1 protein-coding gene is annotated in these 541 nt (G+C 69.5%); it reads right to left on the bottom strand.

Features of this window, described 5'->3' with window-relative positions:
• Positions 1 to 107 precede the first annotated feature (107 nt).
• The coding region (locus tag AC2JF9_RS08375) for an FAD-dependent monooxygenase (RefSeq protein WP_500726872.1) at positions 108 to 541 on the bottom strand (434 nt) is incomplete at its 5' end.

Raw genomic sequence — 541 nt, 5'->3', positions numbered from 1 at the left:
CGCACTGGTCGCTGACGCGTGACTTCGGTGCGCGTTTCCCCAACGTCAGGATGATGCCGGATCAGATCTTCACCCGAGACGGAAGCGTCTGGACCTCGGGCGGCGTCTCAGCCGGGATCGACCTGGCACTCGCAATGGTCGCGGCGGATTACGGCGACGATGTTGACGAGGCGGCCCCCGGCGATCGGGTAATGCACGAGATGCCGGTCCCGCCCCAGCCAAAGCCCGCCCTCGTTGCCGCCCAGGGCAGCCGGCGCATCGTCGGAGGCGATCGTCGAGCGATAGGCGACAAAGCCGCTCGGGACGGGCTCGCGCGTGTCGCCGAGGCATTTCCGCGCCCGCGACCAGATGCCGTCCGCAGCGACGACGAGCTCCGCCTCGCAGGTGTCGCTCGCGCCACCGGCCGCGTCGAAGGTGATCCTCGCCCTGTCGCCGTTCTGCGAGATCTCAGTCAGGCTTCGTCCGACGCGGAGCCGGACATTGCCGCGGCCGCGGACCGCATCGAGCAGCGCCGTATGGAGGTCGTGGCGCGAGACGAACC

It is taken from the genome of Lactobacillus sp. C449L (genome assembly GCF_059900815.1).
The sequence above is the reverse complement of the archived record's forward strand: the minus strand, read 5'-3'. Positions and strand labels throughout refer to the sequence as shown.